This window comes from Bifidobacterium sp. SO1 (assembly GCF_018555335.1).
GTDB lineage: Bacteria > Actinomycetota > Actinomycetes > Actinomycetales > Bifidobacteriaceae > Bifidobacterium > Bifidobacterium simiiventris.
Window position 1 is genome coordinate 1 of sequence record NZ_JAFEJR010000003.1, and the last position, 22,443, is coordinate 22,443.

A 22,443-nucleotide genomic window follows, 5' to 3' on the forward strand; every position below is an offset into this window, starting at 1 on the left:
TTTGCGGCGGTCATGGCCCAGGTGAGACGCCCGGTCCCATTCCGAACCCGGAAGCTAAGGCCTGGCACGGCGATGGTACTGCACTCGACAGGGTGTGGGAGAGTAGCACGCCGCCGCATTTACACGTGAACATCGAGGCTTTTCGGTCGAGTACAACTCCCGAAAAGCCTCGATTCATATCTACAGCAAACCCGTAAAAGAGCCCCGAACCACGATGGTTCGGGGCTCTTCTACGTATGAGGAGAAGGATCAGTACACTGAATAGCCGCCGTCCACTTGGATGTTGGTACCCGTGATGTACGACGATGCGTCACTGGCAAGGAATAGCACGGTCGAGGCGATCTCTTCGTTCGTGCCGAATCGGTGCATCGGCACCGGCGCAATCATGAGATCATGTCCTTCCGGTGTAATCCGGCCCTCAAAAATCCCCGACCAAACGTAACCAGGCGACACCGCATTCGACCGGATCCCGTACGGCGCCAGTGCGGCCGCCAGATATCGCGCGTATTCGTAGATGCCGGCCTTCGTTGCACCATATGCGGCGACCGGCGACGGTCCGCCTCCGATGTAGTTCGCGTTATGTCCGGATAACGACGACGTGAAAATCAGTGAGCCGCCATGACCGTGTTCACGCATGATCTGCTGCGCGATCTGCGCGGTCATGTACGCGCCGGTCAGATTGATGTCGATCGTTTTCTTCCATACTTCGTACGGTTCGTCCGCGTCGTCGCCGGGCACGTTCACGCCGGCGTTGATGAACGCGATATCCACTGTTCCCAGCGAGTCGATCAGGCTCTGCTTCAGCGCAGCGACCTGCTCTCGATCGGACACATCGCAATACAGTGGTACGACGTTCACATCATACCGATCGGACAGCTCGGCGACGAGTGGCTCCAACGTGTCTTTCGTACGCGGAAGATCAACGATCGCCACGTCGGCGCCGGCCTCGGCCCAAGCTGCTGCCGTATTGCGTCCCAGACCACCTGCGCCACCGGTTACGAAGCCCTTTTTGCCGGCCAGTGAGAATCGACTCATGATGCGGTGGTCGGGATCCTTCCACTGGTCAAGAGGATATTGATCGAATACCGTTTCGTCCGTCATTGGACCTCCGTTCTGTAGAGGTACGGCATCGTTGCCGCAACCGTTATGCCGAGCGTAGCACGACGAACGATGCGGCTGGCGGCGAGAAGATGAATTCGAGCGTAATTGTCGCGCGGAATGGTCGTGGACGGTATATCGCCGGTCGCGAACCGCATGGCAAAGACGAGGGGTCGGGGTATCTTTAATAGGTTGGAATAGCTGTACGCTAACAATCGATGATTCGGAGAACAACATCATGGCTTTTGGCACCGATCCTCACCCGCAGGGACTTGCGAATCCGCCGATCGACGATCTGATGGAGCATGCTGATTCCAAGTACGCTCTGGCGATCTTCGCGGCCAAGCGAGCCCGTCAGATCAACTCCTACTTCACGCAGCTCAACGAGGGCCTGCTGCAGAACGTCGGCCCGCTGGTCGAATACCAGAACCAGGAGAAGCCGCTGTCCATCGCGTTCCGCGAGATCAACGAGGGTCTGCTTGAGGAGACGCTCGGCGAGGACGATCTGAGCGAAGGCAACTGATCGCTGGCGTCCCCGCGAATGTGGCGACGCAGCAGTCCAGTCGCCGCTAGACAGAAGACGCAAAATTATACCGTATACGCCCCATCGGTACGTCGTGCGAGAAACAATCTCCACGAAAGAGTACCGGTGGGGCGTATTATGTTGAGCTAATGGCACAGCAACGACGCGCGTGGCGGATGATGCTGGTCGAGGTGTGACTGGGCGCGCGTTCTCCGTTGCGTACACGTATGGCAAGCCATCGGATTCGATTCGCCGTGGCCGCAGGCGGGTACGAATGGGGAACGGTGCGGCATGAAGAAGGTGCGCGTATGGAACGTCGTTTGATTTCGGCCGAATCGGTGACCGAAGGGCATCCTGACAAGATCTGCGATCAGATCTCGGACGCGATTCTGGACGATCTGCTGCGGCAGGACATCCACTCGCACGTCGCCGTGGAGACCGTGGCCGGCGTGGGCCAGTTCCTGATCTTCGGCGAGGTGAACAGCGAAGGCTACTGTGAGGTGCAGCATGTGGTGCGTGACGTGGTGCGTCGCATCGGCTACACGAGCAGCGAGGTCGGCCTTGACGCCGATTCGTGCGGCGTGCTTGTCTCGATCACTGGCCAGAGCGCGGAGATTAACCAGGGCGTGTCCCGTCTGAGCCACGAACAGGAGACGGCCGCCTCCCGCGAGGAACGCTACGAGGCGCAGGGCGCCGGCGATCAGGGCGTGATGTTCGGTTACGCGACCGACGAGACCGACGTGATGATGCCGCTGCCGATCCATCTGGCGCACCGTCTCGCCTACCGTCTCGCGCAGGTGCGCAAGAGTGGTGAGGTGCCGCATCTTCGCCCGGACGGCAAGACGCAGGTCACCATCGAATACGACGAGAACGATCACGCCGTGCGTCTCGACACGGTGCTGATCTCCACGCAGCACGATCCCGAGGCCACGCACGACTGGCTGCAGGCGCAGCTCGTCGAGCATGTCATCAAGCCGGTGCTTGACGAGGTCCTCGGCGACAAGGTCGAGCATGATGACTACCGTGTGCTCGTCAACCCGACCGGTTCGTTCGTGCTCGGCGGCCCGGCAGCGGACTCGGGGCTCACCGGCCGCAAGATCATCGTCGACACGTACGGCGGCGCCGCCCACCACGGCGGCGGCGCGTTCAGCGGCAAGGACCCGAGCAAGGTCGACCGTTCCGCCGCCTACGCCGCACGCTGGGTCGCCAAGAACATCGTCGCCGCCGGGCTCGCGCATCGCGTTGAGGTGCAGGTCGCGTACGCGATCGGCGTGGCCGACCCGGTGAGCGTGAACGTCGAGACGTACGGCACCGAGATCGGCGGCGTGACCCGCGACCAGATCCAGCGTGCGGTGCGCAAGGTGTTCGATCTGCGTCCGGCCGCGATCATCGACGAACTCGACCTGCTGCGTCCGATCTACTCGAAGACCGCCGCTTACGGCCACTTCGGCCGCGAGGACAAGGACTTCACGTGGGAGCGCACCGACAAGGTCGACGAACTCAAGGCAGCGATCGCCGAGTGACGATTCCGGCTGTCGGCTCCCCGCAGGTATTTGTCGATCCGTGCGCAATCGCCGGTCAGCCGAATCGATAATTGAATGACAGACTATGGCGCCTGCCGTGACGTGTGTTCGCGGCGGGCGCTTCGCATAGTACGGACACATACGTAGCACGATGCATGCGGCTACGTAATGAATGCATATCTCGCGAAGATGTTTGCGAATACTGATGAAAGAGGCGAAAACAATCATGGGTTACGGCAAATCGATGACCGTCGGCGAGATGGTCGGTGAATTCATCCAGCCGAATCCGCTGCTGCGCGTCGAGGCGTTCGACGGATCGACGTTCGGCCCGGACACGGCCGATCTGGTCGTCAAGGTCAACAACCCGAACGCGGTCTACCAACTGCTCACTCATCCCAACGAGATCGGCGCGGTGCGCGCGTACGTGCTCGGCGACTTCGACATCAAGGGCATCGATTATGCCGATCCGTATCCGCAGCTGCGACAGCTGCTCGCGGTCGCGCCATATGTGCGTCCGCTCTCGCCGCTTGGCATCGCCAAGGTCGGCGGCGCGATCCTGAGCCACGGCTACCGCAAGCCGCCGGTGCCGAAGACCGAAGGCCCGTCGAAATTCGCACGCATCAAATCCGGTCTGCTGCCGCACACCGAAAAGGCCGACAGCGAAACCGTGAGCTTCCACTACGACCTGTCCAACAAGTTCTACCGCAACTTCCTCGGGCCGACCATGACGTACACGTGCGCTGTGTTCCCGACCGAAGACACGAGCCTGGAGGACGCGCAGCTCAACAAGATCCGTCTTGTGCTCGACAAGTTGGGATTGAAGCCCGGCGACCGGCTGCTCGACATCGGCTGCGGCTGGGGCACGCTCGTGATCGAGGCCGCCAAGCGCGGCATCAAGGCGCTCGGCGTGTCGCTGTCGAAGGAACAGATCGAGTACGGGCAGGAGTGGATCAAGCGCGAGGGACTGGAGGATCTGGCCGAGCTGCGCGTGATGGACTACCGCGACGTGCCTGAGCGTGATTTCGATGGCATCTGCTCGATCGGCATGATGGAGCACGTGGGCGTCAAGAACTACCAGAGCTACTTCGAGGAGATGTTCAAGCTTCTCAAGCCCTGCGGCCGTCTGCTCAACCACCAGATCACCATCAGTCACGACAAGCCGAACGGCAAGCCCGGCACCGACGAGTTCCTCGACCGATACATCTTCCCCGACGGCGACCTCGGCGCGCCCGGATTCATCGAGTCGTGCATCCACGATGCCGGCTTCAACGTGGTGCATCAGGAGAACCTGCGTCAGCACTATGCGCTCACACTGCACCATTGGAACCACAACCTCGCCGCGCACTGGGACGAGGCCGTGGCCGAGGTCGGATTCGAGCGGGCGAAGGTGTGGGGCCTGTATATGGCCGCGTGCGCGCTGAACTTCGAGCTCGACGGCATTCAGGTGCACCAGTTCCTTGCGGTCAAGCCGGATCGCGTGGGGCACCCGGACGGTAAGTGGTATCCGCTGCGCCCGTGGTGGAAGGCGTGAGCGGCGCTGCGTGAGGCGTGATACCGACACGGTATCGGTGGGGTGTGTCTGGTCATGCGATGGAATTGGCGCGATTCAATCCGCCGCGTAACCAGACGGCAAGCACTGCTTGTGGTAAACAATGAGGTATGACTTCCGAGCATGCCGAACAGTTGACGCTTGACGGGTTCGCAGACCCCAAGCGTCGTCGGCATGCGCAGAAGGCGAAGATTCCCGCCGTCGAGAACCCGATCGCGCAGGTCGTGCTCGATGTGCAGGCCACGCATCTGGGACGCACGTTTGACTATCTCATTGAAGAAAGCCAATCCGAGGCCGCGCAGCCCGGCGTAATGGTACGCGTGCGATTCGGCGGGCAACGGCTCGACGGCATCATCTGGAACCGTGCGGCTCACAGCGAGACTCCCTCGTCATCGTTGCGCTATCTCGAACGGGTACTTACGCCGTCTGCGCTTGTTTCGGCCGCGATGCGCCGCGACATTACGCTGATCGCCGACGCGTACGGCGGCACCCGCGCGAACATCCTGCGTTTGGCGGTTCCCGCGCGCGTGGCCCGCATCGACAAGGAACAGCAGCTTGCCGAATCCGGCGTATGGCAGGGACGTACGCGATTCTCGGAAGCGCAGGAGCGGGCGCGTGATACCGGATTCGCGCGGTTCCGGCAATCCTACGATGGCGCGGAGCGTTTGCGATCCGCATTGACCGGCAGCGGGTTCGCGTCGTTCGTGGTGGATGCGTTGCCGGGGGCGTTGTGTTGGACCCGTGACGTCGCTTGGATGATGCTTGAGACGATGCTCGCCGGGAAATCGGCGGTCGTTGTTCTGCCGACCGCGCGTGAGGTCGGGGATCTTGAGCAAACGTTGTCGTCATGTGGATTGCGCAGGTTCGCACCCGATCAAGCAGCGCATGGCGGATATCGTGGCGATTTCGTGGTGCTTGACGCGGGGGCTCTGCCTCCGGCCGAACGGTATCGCGCATACCGTGCGGTATCGAGCGGACAGGTTCGCTGCGTGATCGGCGTGCGTTCGGCCATGTACGCGCCGGTCGAAGGGCCGGCATTGTTCATGATCGTTGACGATCTCGCCTATCAGAACATGGATGGGTTCATGCCGTACCCGAACGCCCGTGGCGTGCTGCGTCTGCGGGCCAAGACGCATGGCGGCGTATTCGTCAGTATTGCGAACGTGCGCAGTCCGATCAGCCAATGGGAGACGAATGGCGACGGCGACCCGAGCGTGGTGAGGGAGACCCCGGTCAGTGGATTCTCGTCGCCGATTCGGCCTCTGCCGGCCGTTGTCAAAGAGCACAGTCCGTGGATACGATGGCTGAACCGAGACGAGCTGGCGCGTCTCGCTGATCCGAGCATCGGCGCGCGCGTGCCGCATACCGCGGTGCGTATCCTGTCTGCGGCATTGTCTTCCGGGCCGGTGCTGTTGTCGATCCCCGCCGACGGCATCACGGAGTCGCTCAGTTGCGGGCATTGCCATCGTCAGGCACGATGCCCACGTTGCACCGGCCCTCTGGAACGGGTCGCCGAATGGCACGCGTCCGATCGGCCAACGGTCGGGAACACGCATTCCGGAATGGCGTCCACAACGCGGCAGTCGGCCGGCGTGAGATGCCGATGGTGCGGCGCCGCCGTCGTCAACTGGACATGCCCGAGCTGCGGCAATGACCGGTTGCGTGTCGTGCGGGTCGGCGCAGCCGGCACATCGCAGGAACTGGCCGGCCTGTTCCGGGGCGTGCCGATCGTGGTCTCGTCGCGCAGTCAGCCTCGGGGCGTCGTCGAAACGGTTGCCGGAACGCCGCAGATCGTCATCGCCACTCCGGGATGCGAACCGCGCGTGGCATCCTCGGATGGCGTTCCCGGCGAATACCGTGCGGTCGCGATCCTCGACGCGTGGAACAGTCTGTATGCGCCCGGCGTGGATGCGCGCTGCGACGTGCTCGCCGCATGGATGCGATCGATGGCATTGTGCGCTCCGCGGTCGCGCGGCGGGCAGGGACTGCTGATCGGCGAAACCGATCCGGTGATTGCGCGATCGCTGATGCTGTGGAATACCACGCTGTTGGCATCCAAGGAAGTCGAGGAGCGTGTCGAGACGGGTCTGCCGCCGGCGTATGCCGCCGCCTGTGTGTGGGGCAGACGGGATGCGGTGATGAATACGTTGTCCGCGATCGGCGTGCTGTCCGGAGACTGGTCGTCGGTGGACGATCTGCCGGCGGTGCTGGGGCCGGTGCCGATACCGCAACCGGCGACCATCAGCGAGCGGGAACTGGCCAGCACTGCGGACCGGGTCAAGGCGGTGGTGCGCGTCTCGCAGTCGCATCGCGCCGAATTGGCGATTCGGCTGCGCAACGCCGTCGCCAAGCATGTGGCGACACGCGAGGCAGGGGAGCTGCGGTTCCGGCTTGACCCGAAGGATCTGATCTGACACGTCGCGCATCGTCGGCGCGGCATGGGACGATAGCGTAGACAGCCGTGGCGTATCGTACGGAACGGAGGAGCATATGAAGGGTTGGCCGGGAGAACCGGACATGGAACATGACGTGCTGATGGCGGACGGCAACGCCGTATCGGCCGCGGGCAAGCCGATCACCGACGTGATCTTCGACTTCGGCAACGTGCTGATCTACTGGGATCCGTCCGCAGCACTGATCGCCCGATATGATCAGGAGACGATCGACCGCTTCCTCGACAACGACGTTTCCGGATTCTACGACGCGAACGACATGATGGACGGGGGCGAGGAGCCTGAAGTCGCGATTGCGTGGATGCGCGAGCATCACGGCGACCAGTGGGCCGACATCCTGCGCTACTACATCGACAACTTCGAGGATTCACTGACCGGCATCGTGCCGGGCATGCGCGTGCTGGTGGACGATCTGAAGGCAGCCGGAATCGGCGTATGGGGATTGTCGAACTGGGAGAAGAACCTGTTCCACTGCGCCGAGGAGAACTGCAAGATCCTACAGCGGCTCGACGGCAAGCTCGTGTCGGGATTCGTCAAGCTGCGCAAGCCGCACCGCGACATCTATGATGAGGCGCTTCGTCGGTTCGGCATCGAGGCGGCCGGCAGCGTGTTCGTGGACGACAAGGCCATGAACATCGTCGGAGCGAACGAGGCCGGTATTCGTGGCATCCGGTTCTCCGATTCGCGCAAGCTGCGTGAGATCCTCATCGCGCAGGGTGTGAACATCCCTGGCGTGCAGAGCGTGCAGTGACCGTATCGTTTGCGGGAATCGCATGATCGGCTGCTCCGGGTTTTTGCCGGAGCATCGTTGAATCGTCAATGAGATCGTATGCCGGTGCGTTCGTTTGCGCACCCTTGGCCGGCCTCTGCCGGCTGTTATCTGATCGGGAATCAAGGAGAACATCCGTATGCTGAAGATTCTGTTTGCCGGTACGCCGGACGTGGCCGTGCCGTCGCTGCGCGCGCTGGCCGCCGACACCGAACATGTCGAGATCGTGGCCGTACTGACACGCCCGGACGCGCCGACCGGCCGTGGGCGCAAGCTCACGCCCAGCCCGGTCAAGCAGGCCGCGCTTGAACTCGACCTGCCGGTAATCGAATCCGATCCGTCCGAGGATTGCTTCATCAGCGAGTTGATCGCCACCGGTGCGCAGGCCGCCGCGGTCGTCGCCTATGGCAAGATCCTCAAGGAATCCGTGCTCGATGCGCTGCCGCTCGGCTGGTACAACCTGCACTTCTCCATGCTGCCCAAGTGGCGTGGGGCGGCACCTGCGCAGCGTGCCATATGGGCCGGTGACCAGTCCACCGGCGTAACCGTGTTCCGCATCACGCGCGGCATGGACGCAGGTCCGGTTGTCTCCCAGCTGGAAACCGAGATCGGCAAGCATGAGACGGCCGGCGAACTGCTCGACCGTCTGGCGCAGGTCGGCTCGAACGTTCTGGTGCGTGCGATGGAGGCCGTGGAGGCGGGCCGCGCGGCAGCCGTGCCGCAGCAGGAGGGCGAGTACGCGAAGGCCGAGAAGATCACGGTCGATAGCGCGCATATCGTGTTCGAGGCGCCGGTTCATGACGTTGACTGCCAGATTCGCGCGTGCACGCCGAATCCGGGCGCATGGTGCGAACTGCACGCCGATGATGCGGACGGCGCTGAGCCGACGACCTTGCACGTGCTGCGCGCGCAGCCGGCCGACATGGATCATCCGCATGTGCCGGCGGAGCTGGCCCCCGGCGTGATCGCTGCCGGCAAGAAGAACGTGTGGATCGGCACGCTGTCCGACCCGCTGGAACTGCTCGAGGTCAAGGCGCAGGGTAAAAAGGCCATGCGCGCCGCCGACTGGGCGCGTGGTGCCCGCCTTGCTCCTGGCGCCTACTGCGCGTAACGGACGTTCGAATCCTTTCTAACGGAAAGCGGACGCTGACGGGGCGTTCTGCGTCCGCTTTCCGTTAGACGACGGATTTCCTAGAGGAAAACGGACGCAGAAAGAGCGTTCTGCGTCCGTTTGTCGATAGGATCGGGCTTCTTCTGGAGGGAAACGGACGCAAATGCGTCAGGCTCGCAGGAGGGGGAGGACCTGGGTGAGGTCGCGTTCGTTGATGGCGTGATGGGCGGCAAGCTGGGTCTTCGGTTTCGCACAGAACGCGATGCCGAGACCGGCCGCCTGAATCATCGGGATGTCATTTGCACCGTCGCCCACGGCCACGGTCTGGGCCATCGGCACGCCGTCGCGCTTCGCCCACGCCTGCAACGCGTGCAGCTTCACCGTCTTGCACACGATGTCACCGACCACCTGCCCGGTCAGTACCCCATCGGCGACCTCCAGCCGGTTCGCCAGCCAGTAATCGATCTTCGCGTCGGCCGCCAGTCGGTCCACCACCTCGTGGAATCCGCCCGACACCACGCCGATCTTCCAGCCGTGCACATGCAGCTCGTCGATCAACTCGAGCGCGCCGCAAGTGAAATGCAGCGACTCGTACACCGTGTCGAATACCGAAACCGGCAGTCCACGCAGCAACGCGACCCGCGCGCGCAACGCCTCGCAGAACTCCAGTTCGCCGCGCATCGCACGTTCCGTCACCGCGGCGATCTCGTCACCGCAGCCGGCCGCCTCGCCCAACTGGTCGATGACCTCCTCGTCGATCAGCGTCGAATCGACGTCCATCACCAGCAAGCCGGGTTCGGACAGGGTCGGCGTGTCAAGATCCTGCAATGTTTCGTCAAGCATACGTTCGATTGTCGAAAAACGTTGGGACAATGGCCCCTATGACTTTTTTCTCGACCGTGCTGCCGACCGTCACCCTTGCCGCCAACGATATCGCCGTATGCACGACCGGCGAGACCGGTCTGATCGGCGCGATCACCGACTGGCTCGTCGGACTCATGGAAACGGTCGGCGGCGTCGGCGTGGCGTTCGCCATCGCGCTCGAATCGATCTTCCCGCCCATTCCCAGTGAAGTGATCCTCCCTCTCGCCGGATTCACGGCCGCACGTGGCACGCTGAACTTGGCCGAGGCGATCATCTGGGCGACCGTCGGCTCGTTGCTCGGCGCGTGGGCGTTGTACGGCATCTCGCGCTGGGTCGGGCTGCATCGTATCCATCGTGCGGCCGACGTGATTCCCGGAGTCAGTCGCAAGGACGTGAACAAGGCCAACGACTGGTTCACCCGATACGGCACATGGTCGGTGCTTATCGGCCGCGTGATCCCGGTTGTGCGCTCGCTGATCTCGATCCCGGCAGGATTCAACCGCATGAACTTCGCGCAGTTCACCGGCTGGACGCTGCTCGGCTCGGCTGTGTGGAACACGATCCTCGTGTCGACCGGCTACCTGCTCGGCGACCAGTGGTGCTCGATCCTTGGCGTGCTCGGCGTGTTCGAAGATGTGGTGATTGTTGCTTTCATCGTGGTCATCGTGGTGCTTGCCGTGCGCAAGATCCGTAGCATGATGGCAGCGAAGAAGAACCGATAGGAACCGAAAGACAAGCGAGGCATACGATGGGCGAAGAGCGCAGCGTCGAAGAGCTGGCCGAATTGAACGACCGGCTGATGGAGAAGAACCATGCGCTCGCCCAGGCACTGACTCGCGCGAGCAAAGAACTGACGAAGGCCAAGTCGCAGCTTGCGCAGCTTGCCCAGCCGCCGCTCACGTTCGCCACGATGATCCGCGTCGACTCCGTACATACCGATGACGACGGCATCCAGCACTCCTCCGCCGAAATCCTCGCTGGCACGCGCCGCATGGTCGTGCCCGTTGCTGCCAACGTCAATGCGTCACGGCTTGCGGCCGGCAACACGGTCATGCTCAACGAGAACATGGTGCTGGTCGAACAGCGCGGCCCGGATACGCTCGGCGCGGTGCGCACCGTCAAGGAACCGCTTACCGACGGCCGTCTGCTCGTCGCGGATGCGTCCGGCAACCCGCGGCTGATCCGACGCGCCAGTGCGCTCGCATCCGTGCCGATCAGTCCGGCCGACCGCGTGGTTGTGGACAACGCGAACCGCATCGCGCTCGAAGTATTGCCCGAAATCGACGACGCCGACCTCGTGCTCGAGGAGACGCCCGACGTCACATTCGCGGACATCGGCGGCCTCGACGAACAGATCGAACGCATCCGCGACGCCGTGCAGCTGCCGTTCCTGCACCGCTCGCTGTTCGAACGCTACGATCTGACCCCGCCCAAGGGCGTGCTGCTGTACGGCCCTCCCGGCAACGGCAAGACGCTCATCGCCAAGGCCGTCGCGCATGCGCTCGCGGACGGTTCCGGCAACGGTTCGGGCGTGTTCCTGTCGGTCAAGGGGCCGGAGCTGCTCAACAAGTTCGTCGGCGAATCCGAGCGACTCGTGCGCATGATCTTCAAACGCGCCCGCGAGCGCGCCGCAGACGGCCGTCCGGTCATCGTGTTCATCGACGAGATGGATTCGCTGCTGCGCACGCGCGGCTCCGGCGTCTCGTCGGACGTGGAGACGACGATTGTGCCGCAGTTCCTGGCTGAATTGGATGGCGTGGAACGGCTCGACAACGTGATGGTGATCGGCGCTTCGAATCGCATCGACATGATCGACCCGGCCGTGCTGCGACCGGGACGGCTGGATGTGAAGATTCATGTGGAACGGCCGGGCGCGACCGGTGCGGTGTCGATCGTGCGGCATTACCTGACCGACGATCTGCCGCTCGAACCGGGCACGGACGCGGAATCGTTGACGCGTGTGCTGGTGCAGGATATCTACGATCGGTCCGAACGGCGGCATCTATGCGACCTGTGCAACGATCAGGGTGTGTGGTCGGCGCTGTTCCTGGCCGACGTGGCGTCCGGCGCGATGCTCAAGAACATCGTGGACCGGGCGAAGACGAAGGCGGTCAAGGCATCGATCGTGTCCGGTTCGCCGGTCGCGCTGGATGCGGCGATGCTGGGGGACTCGGTCGAGGACGAGTTCGCGGAGACGCGCGATTCGGTGCTGGATGCGGATCCCGAACAGTGGAGTCGGATCAACGGGCTGGACGCTGGGCGCGTGGTGCGCATTCGTGCGGTGGCGGTGTGAGGGAGTGCAAGGTTCTTGCACGTTCCCGTTCGTCATGATGGCATTCCGTGTACGCTCTTTTAGTTAATCTGTGATTGACAGCTCTCTCAGCCGAGGGGCCGGGACATAAGGTGTCGGCTTGATTGAGTACTTTGGAACCTATGAGTTCCAAAGCACTTCGTATGTCTACCCTGTTCCTGCGCACCCTGCGCGAGGACCCCGCCGACGCGGACGTCGATTCCGCGAAACTGCTGCAGCGAGCCGGCTACATCCGCAAGGCCGCGCCCGGCATCTGGACGTGGCTGCCGCTCGGCCTGCGTGTTCTGAACAAGATCGAGGAGATCATCCGCGAGGAGATGAACGGCATCGGCGCGCAGGAGGTGCACTTCCCGGCGCTGCTGCCGCGCGAACCGTACGAGGCCACCCACCGCTGGGAGGAGTACGGCGACAACATCTTCCGTCTCAAGGACCGTCATCAGGCCGACTACCTGCTCGCGCCGACGCACGAGGAGATGTTCACGCTGCTCGTCAAGGACATGTACTCGTCGTACAAGGACCTGCCGGTCGTGCTCTACCAGATCCAGACCAAGTACCGTGACGAGTTCCGCCCGCGCGCCGGCCTGATCCGCGGCCGCGAGTTCGTGATGAAGGACGCCTACTCGTTCAACGTGGACGAGGAAGGCATGCGCAAGGCGTACATGGACGAGCGCGGCGCGTACGAGCGCGTGTTCCAGCGCATCGGCCTCAAGTACGTGCCGGTGTTCGCGATGTCCGGCCCGATGGGCGGCTCCGCGTCCGAGGAGTTCCTGGCGCCGATGCCGATCGGCGAGGACACGTTCGCGCTGGCACCCTCCGGCAAGGCATGGAACGTCGAGGCGCTGCACACGCCCGAACTGCCCGAGATCGATGCTTCCTCCACCCCGGCAGCTTCCAAGGAGCCGACGCCGGACGCGAAGACCATCGACAAGATGATCGAACGCGCCAACGCCGACCATCCGCGTACGGACGGCCGTTCTTGGGAGGCGTCCGACATCCTGAAGAACGTGGTGATCGCCGTCAAGCACCCGGAGGATGCGGAGCACGACGAGCCGTGGCGCGAGATCATCGTCGTCGGCGTGCCGGGCGACCGTACGGTCGACATGAAGCGTCTCGAGGCGCAGTTCGCGCCCGCCGAGCTGGAAGAGGCCACCGAAGAGGATCTCAAGGCGCATCCGGAACTGGTGCCGGGGTACATCGGACCGATGGTGCTGGGGCCGCAGGGCCCGGCAGCCGGCGTCAAGGAACCGCTGCGCTACCTTGTGGACGCGCATGTGGTCAAAGGCTCCGCATGGTTCACCGGTGCCGACGAGCATGAGGTCGACTACTACAACCTCGTCTACGGCCGTGATTTCCAGGCCGACGGCGTGGTGGAGGCCGTCGAGGTGCGCCACGGCGACATGAGCCCGGACGGTTCCGGCCCGTTGAGCTTCGAGCGCGGTGTGGAGATCGGCCAGGTGTTCCAGCTCGGCCTCAAGTACTCCAAGGCGCTGGATCTGAAGGTGCTCGACCAGAACGGCAAGACCGTGCCGGTGTGGATGGGCTGCTACGGCATCGGCGTGTCCCGTGTGCTCGCGTGCGTGGCTGAAACGCATCACGATGAGAAGGGCCTTGCATGGCCGTCCGTGATCGCGCCGGCCCAGGTGCACGTCGTGGCCACCGGCAAGGATGCGGCTGCGTTCGAGGCCGCCGAGCAGCTCGTCGCCGATCTTGAGGAACGCGGCGTCGAGGTTATCTACGACGACCGTAAGAAGGTGTCTCCGGGCGTCAAGTTCAAGGACGCCGAGCTGATCGGCGTGCCGCTGATCGCCGTCGCGGGCCGTGACACGGTCAACAACGGCACGATCGAGGTGCGCGACCGCAACGGCGAGAACTCGGTCGCCGTTCCGGTCGCCGACGCCGTCTCCGCGATCGTCGACCGTCTGTGACGTCTATCGCACGGTTCTGACGCCGGTTTATCCGACTATCTGATGCCGAGAGGCCCTCTTCCATGCGGAGGAGGGCCTCTCGCGTTCAGGACGCAGGGTTTCCTGGATCGAGGCCAGAGACTTTGCGGTGTATTCGTTGCTCCCGGGCATACGGCCGGATCGGCATGCGAAAATGGCCGTAAGCCCGGGAGGGAGGGGGGCGGCAGCATGGCGAACAGCTTGGTGTGGAGTTGAGTGTGCTGAATCATAAGCCCGGGAACGGAAGAGGCGGCGCGATGAACGGCACGGGTGGATCGGGTTATCCACAATGTGTATGCATATCGGAGCATCGGACTCTGTACGGCAATGGTGGGGCAATCGATTGATGTGGATAATTCGACGAATTGCACACATCGAGTTATCCACAACACGCCCGAACCCTGAGGCTGCGTCCACAGTCCCCGAAAAGCGTCCGATCGCCGCGCCGCATACGGCATAGTGGTGTTCACCGCGTGGATCACAGTGCGGGTCGACGATAGGAACGCCGTCTCTCTCCACCTCCACTCTCCACATATCAGGCGTTCCGGGCAGGTCTCCGCACTGTGATTCGCGCAGTCCACTTCAGTTCCGCTTCAGCGATGAAAGGACCGATCATGGCACTGCAACAAGGACAGATCACCATCACCGGCCGCGTAGGCAGTAATCCGCAAGGGCACGGCAACGGCAGTCCGCCCACCATCTGCACGTTCCGGCTCGGCAGCACGCGCGGTTACTACGACGCCAGCCGGAAGTGGCGCTCGCTGCCGACCACGTGGATCACCGTGAAAGCGTACCGCACGCTGGCGGCCAATGTGCATGCCTCGGTGCGCACCGGCGATCCGATCATCGTCGTCGGCGTGCTCGCCACGGAGGAATGGTCCTCCGAGAACGGGGAGAAGCGTTCGCGCATCGTCATCGAGGCCAGCAATGTAGGGCATGACCTCAACTACGGCATGACCAGGCCGAGCGCGGGCAAACGTGAAAGCGGCGGTGAAACTGGAGCAGGGGCTGGCGGCGGCAATGGAGGTCAAGGTGCGGTGGACGCCGCTACCGGTGTGAACGGTGCGGTCGCCGGTTCCGTGCCTGAACCGGTAAGTCTATTGGCCAACGACCCCTATCGAGGCTCCAATGCGCAGGTGAATATGCCGGCCAACGGTGGTGCCTCGGCGGCTACTGGCGCGTCGGATTGCGGGGCGGCGGTCGTGGGTGGCGTAGATGGAGATGCTGCACGGTCTGCGTCCGTCGGTTCGGCGGGCGATGCTGATGGCAATGATGGCCAAGCGCCTGACGCCCGCCAGTACACCAACGGTTTTGCTCAACCTGTGCAGGATGCGGATGGGTCTGGCGATGCGGTTCCTCCGCCCAACGAACCGCCGGGAGATGAATTCGGCGCCGGCGAATTCTAACGGCGTGCCGAAGCGTGTGTGAGCCTGTTGATGATATTGGTGACGTTTGACGTTACTAACGTAAAGCGGTAGTATCATGTTTATTGCGACGAGAGACAAGGAGCTAGAAGAATTTCTCTATGGCGGACCATATCCGAGAGAGTATCCGACCGGTTGCGAACGGCAGTTGGCCCGCCGTTTGCAGATGCTGAAAGCAGCTCAGTCACTGCGTGATCTTGCGGTACCTCCCGCCAACCGACTCGAACGATTGTCCGGGAACCTGTCGGGGTATTGGAGCATTCGGGTCAATCGTCAGTATCGACTTGTTTTTCGTTGGAACGACAAGGACAAGGAGGCTTATGATGTCTATTTCGACGACTATCACGATTGAGGACGACGGCCGTGTGCTCAGCACTCCGGGGGAGATTCTCAAAGAAGAATTCCTTGAGCCGTTGGGCGTCAGCAACTATCGGCTGGCCAAAACTATAGGCGTGTCGGAGACCGCGGTCGGTGAAATCGTCCGTGGCGAGCGTCGGATCAGCGTGGCGATGGCGTATCGACTTGCGCGTGCGCTCGGCACGACTCCTGAATTCTGGATGAATCTGCAGCGCGACTGGGATGTATATACCTTTGACGCCAGTTGTCTGGGTGATATACAGCCTCTGGTCAAGGCGTAACAGTAGAGAGGTGCGCCGAACGGTGTACGAGCGGCGCACCCCCTACTGTTCAGGATGCTGTTTTGCAACGAACGACGTCTTGAGGCGTCGCCGGGTAGTGCATCACCAGATGGAGACGCGCTGCTCGGGCGCGAGCCACATGCCGTCGCCCTCGTGCACGCCGAACGCCGTGTAGAACAGGTTCACGTTGCGCACGATGCCGTTGGTGCGGCATTCGGCGGGGGAATGCGGGTCGATCTGCAGGTACTGTTCGGCCAGTTCGTCGCGGTTCTTGGTGCGCCAGATCGAGGCGTAGCTCAGGAAGAAGCGCTGCAGACCGGTGAAGCCGTCCATGACCGGCGCGGTGTCCAAGGCGGCCTTGATGCCTTCCGGCGAACCGTCCTTCTCGCGACCGGCGGCCGCGTCGAGCGCGAACGCATACGCCTTGAGCGCGATGTTCACGCCGCCCAGATCGCCGATGTTCTCGCCGATCGTCAGCGCGCCGTTGACGTGCGGGGCCTTGCTCGGGTCGTCTGCGTACTTCTCGGCCAGCTGCGTCGGCACGAACGCGTTGTACTGCTCGATAAGCGCCTTGGTGCGCTTCTCGAAGTTCGCACGATCCTCCGCGGTCCACCAGTTATGCAGCGCGCCGTCGCCGTCGAACTGCGAGCCCTGATCGTCGAAGCCGTGGCCGATCTCGTGGCCGATCACCGCGCCGATGCCGCCGTAGTTGGCCGCATCGTCGGCTTCGGGGTTGAAGAACGGCGGCTGCAGGATCGCGGCCGGGAACACGATCACGTTCGTGCTCGGATCGTAGTAGGCGTTGACGGTCTGCGGGTTCATGCCCCACTCGCCCTTGTCGACCGGCTTGCCGGCCTTGGCGAGCTGGTAGCCGTTCTCATACAGGCTGGCCGCGGCCATATTCTCGATGAGTGTGGCGTCCTCGCGCACGTCGAGTGCGCTGTAATCGCGCCAACGTTCGGTGTAGCCGATCATCGGCGTGAACTTGGACAGCTTCTCGAGCGCCTTGGCCTTGGTGTCCTCGCCCAGCCAGTCGCTGCCGCTGATCGACACGCGGTACGCGTCGATCAGGTTCGCGACGAGCTGCTGCATGCGCTGCTTAGAGCTTTCCGGGAAGTGACGGCGCACGTACTCGCGGCCAACGTCCTCGCCGCACACGCCGTTAACCAGCGACACGGCGCGCTTCCAGCGGTCACGCTGCGCCTTCGCGCCCGAAAGCACCTTGCCGTAGAAGTCGAAGTTCGTCTCGTCGAAGGTCTTGCTCAGGTATGCGGCCGCGCCGATAATCGTGTGCACGCGCGCCCACAGCTTGAGATCATCCAGATCGGCGGCATCCCAGAACTGGTCGAAGCCGGTCAGGAAGCTTGGCTCATGTACGATCGTGTGGTGTACTGCGGCACCCATGTTCACGGGCTGGAACTTCGCGGCTGAAGTCTGGTCGTACGCCTGCTGCCAGGCATCGACCCACGCTGCGATGTCGAAGTGCGTGAGCTCTCCGCTCAGCGTGTCGAAATCGGTGGGATTGTTGGTCTTCTGCGGGTCACGCGTGGTCACGTTGTCCCAGTGATGCGCGGCGATGCGCGTCTCGACGTCGAGGAAGCGCTCGGCCTGTGTCTGCGCGCTATCGCGGTCGCCGTAACCGGCGTTGGCGAGCTGCTTGGCGACCATCTCGACGTATGCCTCGCGCACCAGCTGGTAACGGTCCTCGCGGTAGTACGCCTCATCCGGCAGTCCCAGACCGGACTGCTCGACGTGCACGGCGTTGATCGTCGGATCGTCCGGATCGCCGTAGATGCCGAAGGCGAACGGGCTGGTCGTCGCGCCGGACGGATCATACTGGCCGAGCACGCGGGTCAGCGCAGCCTTGTCGGCGGCGTTGTCGATCGCGTCGAGCACCGGCTTGAGCAGTGCGATGCCGGCCTGCTCGATCGCGTCGGTGTCGAGGAAGGAACGGTACAGCGCGCGGGACTTGACGGCCGGGCAGTCGTCGTCCTCGAGAATCTCTCGGATCTGGTTCTCGGCATCCTCGGCGAGCTTGTCGAACGAGCCATAGCGGGCCTTGTCGTCGGGTAGACGGTAGGTGTCGATCCACGGGCCGTTCACGTAGCGGAACAGGTCGTCGGACGGTTTGATGACGGAGGAAAACGCGGCCGGATCAAGGCCGGAGGTCAGAGTTGTAGTCATACCGCCCAGCCTATTCGTGTTAAGTGACAAGCGGGGTCGGGGAGGGGCTGGCGATTGTCGAGTCTGTGTGTGTCAGGTGTTTCACCCCCCTCAGTCAGCTTTGCTGACAGCTCCCCCTTCAGAGGGAGCAAAGAATTTGGTGAGAGGGTATCCGTAGATTAAATAGACAGTTTGTCGCATTATGCTGATGGTGAGAATTAGACATGATGTCTAAGATGATGGTAGTCAATCCTACGGTAAGGAGTCACGATGAGCGATCCGAACATGAACGGGCAGCACGGCGGCGATAACGGCAATGCGAACGGTCAACCGGAATATGGTGCATACGCGCCGCAAGGCCAATCGAGCGGACAATATTATCCGTACGGCGGCGCGCCGAACGGCAACGATCGCTCCGGTGCAAATGGCCAGCCGAGCGGACAATATCAGCCCAACAATCAGAGCGGCAATCCCTACGCCAACGGTCAGCCCTACGGTCAACCGTTCGCCTACCAACCATATGGCGGCCAGCCTGGCGCGCAAGGTCAACCCGGCGGCTGGCAGCCGGTCAACGCGTTCAAGCTGATCGAGGAGATGCTGCCGCAGCAGGCGAAAAACGCGGTGCGTGGCCTGTACGGCATCGTCGGCGCGGCGGCCGTGATCCTCGGCCTCGCGTTGCTCATCTGGCCGGGCAAGACGCTGACGGTCTTCGCCGTGGCGCTCGGCATTTACTTCGTCGTCTCGGGCGTGATCCGTATCGTCAGCGCCCTGGTGACCATCGGACTGCCGGGCGGATGGCGTGTGCTCGACGTGCTCGTCGGCATCCTGCTCGCGTTCGGCGGCGTGGTCATGCTCAAGAACGCGGCGTTGTCCGGCACATCGCTTGCGATCTTCGTGACGCTGATCGTCGGTTTCGGCTGGATCATGGAAGGCGTCATGGCGCTCGCCGAATCGTGGCGACTGCCGAAATCCGGCTGGGCGGTGTGCTATGCGATCATCTCGATTATCGCTGGCGTCGTGCTGCTGTTCTCGCCGGTCAGCTCGATGATGTTCCTCATCATCTTCGGCGGCTGCGCGTTGATCGTCATGGGCGTCTCCGCCATCGTGCGTGCGTTCACCTTTGGCAAGCCGCGCAAATAATGCGGACGAAACCGCAAGTAGCGCGGTCTGAGTAGGCTGGGCGGCATGATCGAACTGAAAACACCCAAGGAAATCGAAGAGATGAAGCCCGCCGGCCGTTTCGTCGGCGGCATCCTCAAGGAACTGCAGGAATTTACCAAGGTCGGCACCAACCTGCTTGAGATCGACGAGTTCGTCCACAAGAAGATCGTCGATCGCAAGGGCGCCGAATCCTGCTACGTCGATTACGCGCCCGACTTCGGCACCGGCCCGTTCGCGCACTACATCTGCACGTCCGTCAACGACGCGGTGCTGCACGGCGTGCCGTACGATTACAGCCTCAAGGACGGTGACTTGCTCAGCCTCGACCTCGCGATCAGCGTGGACGGCTGGGTGGCCGACTCCGCGATCAGCTTCGTGGTCGGCAAGGACAAGGATCCGGAGGACCTGCGACTCATCAAGTGCACTGAAGAGGCGCTCGCCGCGGCCATCGACGTGGCCCGTCCGGGCAACCGCCTCGGCGACATCTCCAACACGATCGGAGACGTCGCGCGCACGTACGGCTACCCGATCAACCTCGAGTTCGGCGGCCACGGCGTCGGCCATATCATGCACGGCGATCCGCATGTGCCGAACGATGGCAAGGCCCATCATGGCTACCGTCTGCGTTCCGGCCTGGTGATCGCGATCGAACCGTGGTTCCTCAAGACCACCGACGAGATCTACCAGGATCCGAAGGACGGATGGACACTACGCTCCGAAGACGGTTCGCGTGGTGCGCATAGCGAGCACACCATCGCCATCACCGACGACGGCCCGATCATCTTCACCGATCGCACGAACCTGTGACATCAGTGAAGGCGAGCATATGAATGTGCCCTTCACCTTCCGGATGGGAGGTGAAGGGCACATTCATATCCGATTCCCATGCGTGACGGGAGAACCGGGCGTTAGCGCGTCAGCTTGCGGTGCAGACGGTGCGGGCGGGCGGCGTCCTCGCCGAGGCGGGCGACGCGGTTCTCCTGATACGCCTGGAAGTTGCCCTCGAACCAGTACCACTTGGCCGGGTTCTCGTCATCGCCCTCCCACGCGAGGATATGCGTGGCGACGCGGTCGAGGAACCAACGGTCGTGGGAGATGACCACGGCGCAGCCCGGGAAGCCGAGCAGCGCGTTCTCCAGCGATTCCAGTGTCTCGACGTCCAAGTCGTTCGTGGGCTCGTCGAGCAGCAGCAGGTTGCCGCCCTGCTTCAGGGTCAGGGCGAGGTTCAGACGGTTGCGCTCGCCGCCGGAGAGCACGCCCGTGAGCTTCTGCTGGTCGGAACCCTTGAAGCCGAAGCTGGCCACATAGGCACGGGTCGGCACCTCGGTGCCCGCCACGTCGATGAAGTCAAGACCGCCGGAGACCGCCTCCCACAGGTTCTTGTTCGGGTCGAGGCCCTCGCGATTCTGATCGACGTAGCTGATCTTCACGGTGTCGCCGATCTTCAGCTCGCCGCTGGTGAGCGGCTCCAAGCCGACGATCGTCTTGAACAGCGTGGACTTGCCCACACCGTTCGGGCCGATCACGCCGACGATGCCGTTGCGCGGCAGCGTGAAGCTCAGATCGTCGATGAGCACGCGGTCGCCGAACGCCTTGTGGATGTGCTTCGCCTCGAGCACCACCGAACCCAGGCGCGGGCCGGCCGGAATCTGAATCTCGGAGAAGTCGAGCTTCTTGTTGTTGCGAGCCTCCTGCTCCATCTGGTCGTAGCGTTCCAGACGGGCCTTGTTCTTGGCCTGACGGGCCTTCGGCGAGGAACGCACCCAGTCGAGCTCGTCCTTCAAGCGCTTGGCGAGCTTCGCGTCCTTCGCGCCCTGGATCTCCATACGCTTGGCTTTCGTCTCCAGATACGTGGAGTAGTTGCCCTTGTACGGGTACAGGTGGCCGCGGTCGACCTCGCAGATCCACTCGGCCACGTTGTCCATGAAGTAACGATCGTGGGTGACGGCGATGACCGCGCCCTTGTACTGGTGCAGGAACTTCTCCAGCCACAGGATCGACTCGGCGTCGAGGTGGTTGGTGGGCTCGTCGAGCAGCAGCAGGTCCGGGGCCTCGAGCAGCAGCTTGCACAGGGCCACACGGCGGCGCTCGCCGCCGGAGCACACCTTCACCGGCGTGTCCGGGTCGGGGCACTGCAGCGCGTCCATCGCCTGATCAAGCTGCGAATCGAGATCCCAGCCGTTCGCCGCGTCGATCTCGGTCTGCAGCTTGCCCATCTCGTCCATCAGCGCGTCGAAGTCGGCGTCCGGATTCGCCATTTCCTCGCCGATCTGGTTGAAACGGGCCACCTTCTCGGCGATCGGGCCGAACGCCATCTTGATGTTCTCGCCCACGGTCTTCGTGTCGTCCAGCGGCGGCTCCTGCTGCAGGATGCCGACCGTGAAGCCCGGAGTCAGGTACGCTTCGCCGTTCGACACGGTCTCGAGGCCGGCCATGATCTTGAGGAGTGTCGACTTGCCCATGCCGTTCGGGCCGACCACGCCGATCTTCGCGCCGGGCAGGAAGCTCAGCGTCACGTCGTCAAGGATCACGCGCTCGCCGAACGCCTTGCGTGCCTTGATCATCTGGTAGATGAATTCTGCCATCTGTGCAGTTTCTCCTTACATGAAGGTTGGAATTCCGCCGTTTCTTTGGTTTGTGCATGTCGGCCGCCCCGTGCGGCGCATCGTGTGGCGTTTGTCCGCATAGCGGTCGAATCCGTGCCAAACCACCGCCCACCATGGTATCGGAAGGGCTGGAATGGCGGTACTCGGCGGGGTGTGCCATGTATTTTCCAATGTTTGCATAACATGTACGAATAATATCCGAATTGAGGCATTGTTTGTACGTTTCGGCGTAATTGTGGGTAGTGCATGGCGAGTAATTGTTTTATTTGATCAATAATTGTATTATTGATGTCATAATATCGAGTGG

Annotated in this window: 18 protein-coding genes and 1 rRNA gene; 15 read left to right on the top strand and 4 right to left on the bottom strand. The window is 62.8% G+C overall.

The features are described from left to right. The first annotated feature begins 2 nt into the window (after positions 1-2). Positions 3-119 (top strand): 5S ribosomal RNA (gene rrf / locus JS541_RS03680). A gap of 130 nt (positions 120-249) precedes the next feature. On the opposite strand, the gene JS541_RS03685 is transcribed toward rrf, so the two are convergent. Continuing rightward, complete coding sequence (locus tag JS541_RS03685) at positions 250-1,101, bottom strand: SDR family oxidoreductase (RefSeq protein WP_214373154.1); 852 nt, start codon at positions 1,099-1,101, stop codon at positions 250-252. Between the two features lie 235 nt (positions 1,102-1,336). Between JS541_RS03685 and rpoZ the strand changes: the two genes are divergently transcribed. The 6 genes from rpoZ to fmt all read left to right on the top strand — a co-directional run bounded on the left by rpoZ (position 1,337) and on the right by fmt (position 9,026). Beyond that, positions 1,337-1,621 (top strand): DNA-directed RNA polymerase subunit omega, encoded by a 285-nt coding sequence (rpoZ, locus tag JS541_RS03690; RefSeq protein WP_163229016.1) that lies wholly within the window; start codon positions 1,337-1,339, stop codon positions 1,619-1,621. Positions 1,622-1,929: 308 nt separating this feature from the next. Then, entirely contained in the window at positions 1,930-3,144 is a 1,215-nt protein-coding gene (metK, locus tag JS541_RS03695) for a methionine adenosyltransferase (protein ID WP_214373155.1), read from the top strand. A gap of 226 nt (positions 3,145-3,370) precedes the next feature. Continuing rightward, positions 3,371-4,675 (top strand): class I SAM-dependent methyltransferase, encoded by a 1,305-nt coding sequence (locus tag JS541_RS03700; RefSeq protein WP_214373156.1) that lies wholly within the window; start codon positions 3,371-3,373, stop codon positions 4,673-4,675. A gap of 128 nt (positions 4,676-4,803) precedes the next feature. Beyond that, complete coding sequence (locus tag JS541_RS03705) at positions 4,804-7,107, top strand: primosomal protein N' (RefSeq protein WP_214373157.1); 2,304 nt, start codon at positions 4,804-4,806, stop codon at positions 7,105-7,107. A 76-nt stretch (positions 7,108-7,183) separates the two neighbouring features. Further along, on the top strand, positions 7,184-7,897 hold the full coding sequence (locus JS541_RS03710; protein WP_214373158.1) for an HAD family phosphatase: 714 nt from the start codon (positions 7,184-7,186) through the stop codon (positions 7,895-7,897). Between the two features lie 157 nt (positions 7,898-8,054). Then, on the top strand, positions 8,055-9,026 hold the full coding sequence (gene fmt / locus JS541_RS03715) for a methionyl-tRNA formyltransferase (RefSeq protein WP_214373159.1): 972 nt from the start codon (positions 8,055-8,057) through the stop codon (positions 9,024-9,026). A 168-nt stretch (positions 9,027-9,194) separates the two neighbouring features. On the opposite strand, the gene serB is transcribed toward fmt, so the two are convergent. Then, positions 9,195-9,869 carry a phosphoserine phosphatase SerB gene (serB, locus tag JS541_RS03720; RefSeq protein ID WP_214373160.1) on the bottom strand — a complete coding sequence of 225 codons (675 nt, stop codon included), beginning with the start codon at positions 9,867-9,869 and terminating at the stop codon, positions 9,195-9,197. Between the two features lie 38 nt (positions 9,870-9,907). Between serB and JS541_RS03725 the strand changes: the two genes are divergently transcribed. The 6 genes from JS541_RS03725 to JS541_RS03750 all read left to right on the top strand — a co-directional run bounded on the left by JS541_RS03725 (position 9,908) and on the right by JS541_RS03750 (position 16,206). Then, positions 9,908-10,612, top strand: coding sequence for a DedA family protein (locus tag JS541_RS03725; RefSeq protein ID WP_214373161.1), 705 nt, complete (start codon positions 9,908-9,910; stop codon positions 10,610-10,612). Between the two features lie 26 nt (positions 10,613-10,638). Next, positions 10,639-12,183: a proteasome ATPase gene (arc, locus tag JS541_RS03730; protein ID WP_214373162.1), complete on the top strand. Its 1,545-nt coding sequence runs from the start codon at positions 10,639-10,641 to the stop codon at positions 12,181-12,183. 140 nt (positions 12,184-12,323) lie between these two features. Further along, positions 12,324-14,126 (top strand): proline--tRNA ligase, encoded by a 1,803-nt coding sequence (locus JS541_RS03735; protein WP_214373163.1) that lies wholly within the window; start codon positions 12,324-12,326, stop codon positions 14,124-14,126. A 632-nt stretch (positions 14,127-14,758) separates the two neighbouring features. Next, positions 14,759-15,550, top strand: coding sequence for a single-stranded DNA-binding protein (locus JS541_RS03740; protein ID WP_236036967.1), 792 nt, complete (start codon positions 14,759-14,761; stop codon positions 15,548-15,550). Positions 15,551-15,626: 76 nt separating this feature from the next. Then, complete coding sequence (locus JS541_RS03745; protein ID WP_214373165.1) at positions 15,627-15,920, top strand: type II toxin-antitoxin system RelE/ParE family toxin; 294 nt, start codon at positions 15,627-15,629, stop codon at positions 15,918-15,920. Next, entirely contained in the window at positions 15,889-16,206 is a 318-nt protein-coding gene (locus JS541_RS03750) for a HigA family addiction module antitoxin (protein WP_240539238.1), read from the top strand. The genes JS541_RS03745 and JS541_RS03750 overlap by 32 nt, the downstream gene beginning before the upstream one ends. Before the next feature lie 102 nt (positions 16,207-16,308). Here the strand turns inward: JS541_RS03750 and JS541_RS03755 are convergent, their stop codons facing one another. Continuing rightward, complete coding sequence (locus tag JS541_RS03755) at positions 16,309-18,390, bottom strand: M13-type metalloendopeptidase (RefSeq protein ID WP_214373166.1); 2,082 nt, start codon at positions 18,388-18,390, stop codon at positions 16,309-16,311. 249 nt (positions 18,391-18,639) lie between these two features. Between JS541_RS03755 and JS541_RS03760 the strand changes: the two genes are divergently transcribed. Both JS541_RS03760 and map read left to right on the top strand, forming a co-directional pair. Further along, positions 18,640-19,509 (top strand): HdeD family acid-resistance protein, encoded by an 870-nt coding sequence (locus JS541_RS03760; RefSeq protein ID WP_214373167.1) that lies wholly within the window; start codon positions 18,640-18,642, stop codon positions 19,507-19,509. Positions 19,510-19,554: 45 nt separating this feature from the next. Next, a complete protein-coding gene (gene map / locus JS541_RS03765) occupies positions 19,555-20,337 on the top strand; it encodes a type I methionyl aminopeptidase (protein WP_214373168.1) in 783 nt (260 codons plus the stop codon). A gap of 101 nt (positions 20,338-20,438) precedes the next feature. Here the strand turns inward: map and ettA are convergent, their stop codons facing one another. Further along, on the bottom strand, positions 20,439-22,115 hold the full coding sequence (gene ettA / locus JS541_RS03770; RefSeq protein ID WP_033495934.1) for an energy-dependent translational throttle protein EttA: 1,677 nt from the start codon (positions 22,113-22,115) through the stop codon (positions 20,439-20,441). Between the last annotated feature and the right edge of the window lie 328 nt (positions 22,116-22,443).